The organism is Pinirhizobacter sp., from assembly GCF_035317885.1.
GTDB lineage: Bacteria > Pseudomonadota > Gammaproteobacteria > Xanthomonadales > Rhodanobacteraceae > Pinirhizobacter.
Window position 1 is genome coordinate 1 of the sequence record NZ_DATHFX010000541.1, and the last position, 4,381, is coordinate 4,381.

Annotated in this window: 3 protein-coding genes; 2 read left to right on the forward strand and 1 reads right to left on the reverse strand. The window is 60.9% G+C overall.

The window, feature by feature from the left end; all coding sequences use genetic code 11:
* Positions 1-92: 92 nt before the first annotated feature.
* Positions 93-932 (reverse strand): helix-turn-helix transcriptional regulator, encoded by an 840-nt coding sequence (locus VK519_RS17760; RefSeq protein ID WP_324352000.1) that lies wholly within the window; start codon positions 930-932, stop codon positions 93-95.
* Positions 933-1,061: 129 nt separating this feature from the next.
* On the opposite strand from VK519_RS17760, the gene VK519_RS17765 reads away from it, so the two are divergent.
* Both VK519_RS17765 and VK519_RS17770 read left to right on the forward strand, forming a co-directional pair.
* Positions 1,062-2,246 carry an efflux RND transporter periplasmic adaptor subunit gene (locus VK519_RS17765; protein ID WP_414692775.1) on the forward strand — a complete coding sequence of 395 codons (1,185 nt, stop codon included), beginning with the start codon at positions 1,062-1,064 and terminating at the stop codon, positions 2,244-2,246.
* 14 nt (positions 2,247-2,260) lie between these two features.
* Positions 2,261-4,381: efflux RND transporter permease subunit (locus VK519_RS17770; RefSeq protein ID WP_324352001.1), on the forward strand; the 2,121-nt coding region annotated here is incomplete at its 3' end.

A 4,381-nucleotide genomic window follows, 5' to 3' on the forward strand; every position in this document is an offset into this window, starting at 1 on the left:
TCAGTCGTGTTTAGCTGGGACCGAAGCTGCGCCCCGCGTGGCATCACCGATGTCCGGTCAAAGTGCCTAGCGGGGCGCAGCTTCGGTCCCAGCTAAACACGACTGACAGATATGAATTCCCTGCATTCGATCAGCATACGCACCTTGTCCGCATCCTCGCGCGTCACCGGGTTGTGAATCACCATACTGAGATCCGGTCGCCCGTCGACCGCAAAGGATGAGTATTCCATGGCAATCATGCCGATTCCGGAATGCCTTACATGTTTGGTGCCCTCGCCGAAGGAGCGAACGTCGTGGTCACTCCACATCGCCACGAATTCAGGGCTGGTACGGCTCAGTTCATCGATGAGTGCCGCGAGTTCACCGGAAGCTCCGGCGCGCGCCGCGTCCGCCCGTAACGCCGCCACGACAAACCGTGCAACGCTTTTCCAATCAAGTTGCCGCTCTTGAATATTGGGATTGCCGAACAGGAGGCGAAGTACATTCCGCTGCTCGACGGGAAGCGCGGCATAGTCGGCAAGCACCACTGAGGCGGCACGGTTCCACGCAACAACGTCCCAGGTGCAAGTCCTCACAACGGCCGGGCTGAGCTCCAGTGCGTCAAGCACGCGCTGCAATTGCGGCGTAACGCCTTCGGTTGCGTGGTAGCGAACTTCGGGCGGACGGCCAAGGCCGAGCAGAAAGATATGCTCGCGTTCAACATCTGTCAGCATCAGGGCGCGTGCGATGCGATCGAGTACAGCGGCTGAGGGGGCACCACCCCGCCCCTGCTCGAGCCACGTGTACCATGTGGCACTGACGCAGGCGCGCTGAGCCACTTCCTCGCGCCGCAGACCCGGCGTTCGCCGGCGTGTTGCTGAAATACCAAAGGACGCCGGATCGAGCCTGCTGCGACGGTCCTTCAGATAGGTTCCGAGCAAGTTGTCGTTCATGACGGACATGCAGATCCTGTTATTTATTACACCGGTATAAAGTCACTACTTCAACCGGATAACCCGACAGTTCAGATTAGCGTACTCCAACTTCACTGTCGCAGGTAGTGCTTCATGTTCACCATGCAAATGTCGGGGGCGCGCCGCCGTCTCGGAAGTGTTCTCTATGTCCTGGGTGCAACAGCCGGTCTTGCTCTGTCGCTCAGCGGATGCCAGCGCGGCAAAGCGTCCGCCGGCGCCGCAGCGCCGCCGGCTCCAGATGTCAGCGTGGCCAAGGTAAAACTGACGCAAGTGCACGTGTGGGATGAATTCAATGGCCGGGTCATCGCGATCGGCACGGTGGAGATTCGCCCACGTGTCAGCGGGTACATTCAGCGTGTGGCGTACGCCGAAGGCGAAGAGGTCAAGCAGGGCGACATCCTGTTCGTGATTGACCCACGGCCTTATCAGGATGCACTGGATAGCGCGACCGCGCAGCTCGCGCACGCCCGGGCCACCGCCCAGCTCGCGAAATTGCAGTACACGCGTGCACAAGCACTGATGCAGTCTTCGGCCATTTCGCACGAAGAGTTTGAGTCGCACCGCGGCGAGTACGAGACGGGCAATGCCGATGTGCAAGCCGCGCAAGCCGCGGTGGCCACGGCCAGGCTCAATTTGAGCTTCACCGAAGTGCACGCGCCCATCAGCGGCCGTGCCGGCCGCGCCATGCTCACGCCCGGCAATCTTACCCAGGCCGACCAGACCTTGCTGACGACGTTGGTGTCGCAAGACCCGGTGTATGTGTATTTCGATTGCGATGAACAAAACTATCTGCGCTACAACGCCCTGATGCGCCAACAGGGGCATGCGGCGCAAGGCAGTCCGGTCCGCGTGGGCCTGGCCAACGAAACAGGCTTTCCGCATCAAGGGGCGGTGGATTTCCTGGACAACCAGGTCGACCCGGCCACCGGCACCCTGCGCGCACGGGCCATCCTGCCCAACCCCGCACGTCAATTCACGCCCGGCCTGTTCGCGCGTGTGGAGTTGGATGGCCACGGTCAGTTCAAGGCGCTGCTGATCAACGACCGGGCAGTGCTCACCGATCAGGATCGCAAGTACGTCTACGTACTGGGACCCAACGACACCGCAGTGCGCAGGGATGTGCAACTCGGTCGCGTCGCTGACGGTTTGCGCGTGGTGGAGTCGGGGCTGACCGAGGGCGACAAGATCATCGTCGACGGCACGCAGAAAATCTTCTTCGCCGGTGCCCCGGTCAAGCCACGCGAGGTCGCCATGGATAGCGCGCTTTCCGGTGCGCAGACGGCGATGAACTGACCCGAGCCACACTCATGGACTTTTCCAAATTCTTTATCGAGCGACCGATCTTTGCGATCGTGCTGTCGATCATCATCTTTGCGGTCGGCCTGATCGCCATCCCGATCCTGCCCGTCAGCGAATATCCGGAAGTGGTGCCACCCAGCGTCGTCGTGCGTGCGACGTATCCGGGCGCCAATCCCAAGGAAATCGCCGATTCGGTGGCGGAGCCGTTGGAAGAGGCCATCAACGGCGTCGAAGGCATCATGTACATGAAGTCCGTCGCCGGCTCGGACGGCAGTTTGCAGGTGGTCGTCACCTTCCTGCCCGGCGTGGACCCGGACACGGCTGCCGTGCGTGTGCAGAACCGTGTGAGCCAGGCGCTCTCGCGATTGCCGGATGCCGTGCGCTTGTATGGTGTGACGACGCAGAAGCAATCGCCCACGCCTCTCATGTACCTCGCGCTGTATTCGCCGGACGGTCGTTATAACACGCTCTATCTTCGCAACTACCTCACGCTACACGTCAAGGATGAGTTGTCCCGCATCCCGGGAATAGGGGACGTTGAGTTATACGGTGCAGGCGATTACGCCATGCGCATCTGGCTCGATCCGGACAAGCTGGCTTCGCGTGGGCTGACCGCCGATGATGCGATCAATGCCATTCGCGAACAGAACGTGCAGGTTTCGGCCGGTCAGCTCGGTGCCGAACCGTCACCGAAAAGCACCGATTTCCTGATCTCCATCAATGTGCGTGGCCGTCTGCGCAGCGAAGAGGAGTTCAGGAACATCGTAGTGAAAACCGGCGTGAACGGCCAGATCACACGCCTGTCCGACATAGCGAGGGTGGAGCTGGGCGCCGGTGACTACACCTTGCATACGCTGATCGACACCAAGAACACCGCGACGACCGGGATATTCCTGTCGCCGGGTGCCAATGCAGTTGGCGTCGCCGATGCGGTGTACGCGAAGTTGCATGAGCTGTCCCTGAGCTTCCCTACCGGCGTGGCCTGGCGTGCGCAGTGGGATCCAACCGTATTCGTGCGTGAATCGATCCGTGCCGTGCAGCACACGCTGCTCGAAGCGGTGATCCTGGTGGTGTTGGTGGTGATCCTGTTCCTGCAGAGCTGGCGCGCATCGATCATTCCGCTGGTTGCGGTTCCGGTCTCCATCGTGGGCACCTTTGGATGGCTGTACCTGCTGGGCTACTCCATCAACACGCTGACGTTGTTCGGCTTGGTGCTGGCGATTGGCATCGTGGTCGACGACGCCATCGTGGTGGTGGAGAACGTCGAGCGCAATATCGCACAAGGGCTGGCTCCGCGCGCGGCTGCTCACCAGGCCATGAAAGAGGTGTCCGGGCCGATCGTGGCGATAGCGCTGGTGCTGTGCGCGGTGTTCGTTCCGATGGCCTTCCTCACCGGCGTTACCGGACAGTTTTACAAGCAATTCGCGGTGACAATTGCCATCTCCACCGTGATCTCAGCTGTCAACTCGCTGACGCTGTCGCCAGCGTTGGCTGCGAAATTGCTGAAGGGTCATCACGAGCCTAAAGATGCCCTGGCGCGTGGGATCGAACGTGCATTCGGCTGGTTGTTCGGGCCGTTCAATCGTTTCTTCAATCGCAGTTCGGATCGCTATCACGGCACGGTGGCGCGCACTTTGAGCCGGCGCGGCGTGATATTTGCCATCTATGTCTTGTTGTTGATTGTGACTGGATTCCTGTTCCACACGGTGCCGGGCGGTTTCGTTCCCACCCAGGACAAGCTCTATCTGTTTGCCGGCGCGAAATTGCCTCCGGGCGCGGCGCTGGCCCGCACCGATGTGGTCACGCACCAAATGGTGCAGATCGCGCATACGGTGGACGGTGTGGACATCATGCCTGCCTATGCTGGCTTTAACGCCTTGCAGTTTGTCAACACGCCTAACCTACAGGCGTCGTACGTCATTCTCAAGCCGTTCGACGAGCGCCGCCGCACGGCCGCGCAGATCAATGCCGAGCTCAATGCCAAGTTCGCGAGTATTAAGGACGCCTTTGCCTACGCGCTGCTGCCGCCGCCGATCCAGGGGCTCGGCAATGGTTCGGGCTATTCTCTGTACCTGGAAGATCGTGCAGGGCTGGGTTACGGCGCGCTCCAGGATGCCCTGGACAAGTTT

What these genes read in the sequence shown, in the direction of transcription:
- VK519_RS17760 (WP_324352000.1), bottom strand. Translation starts at nt 932, where the DNA reads ATGAACGACAACTTGCTCGGAACCTATCTGAAGGACCGTCGCAGCAGG.
- VK519_RS17765 (WP_414692775.1), top strand. Translation starts at nt 1,062, where the DNA reads ATGTCGGGGGCGCGCCGCCGTCTCGGAAGTGTTCTCTATGTCCTGGGT.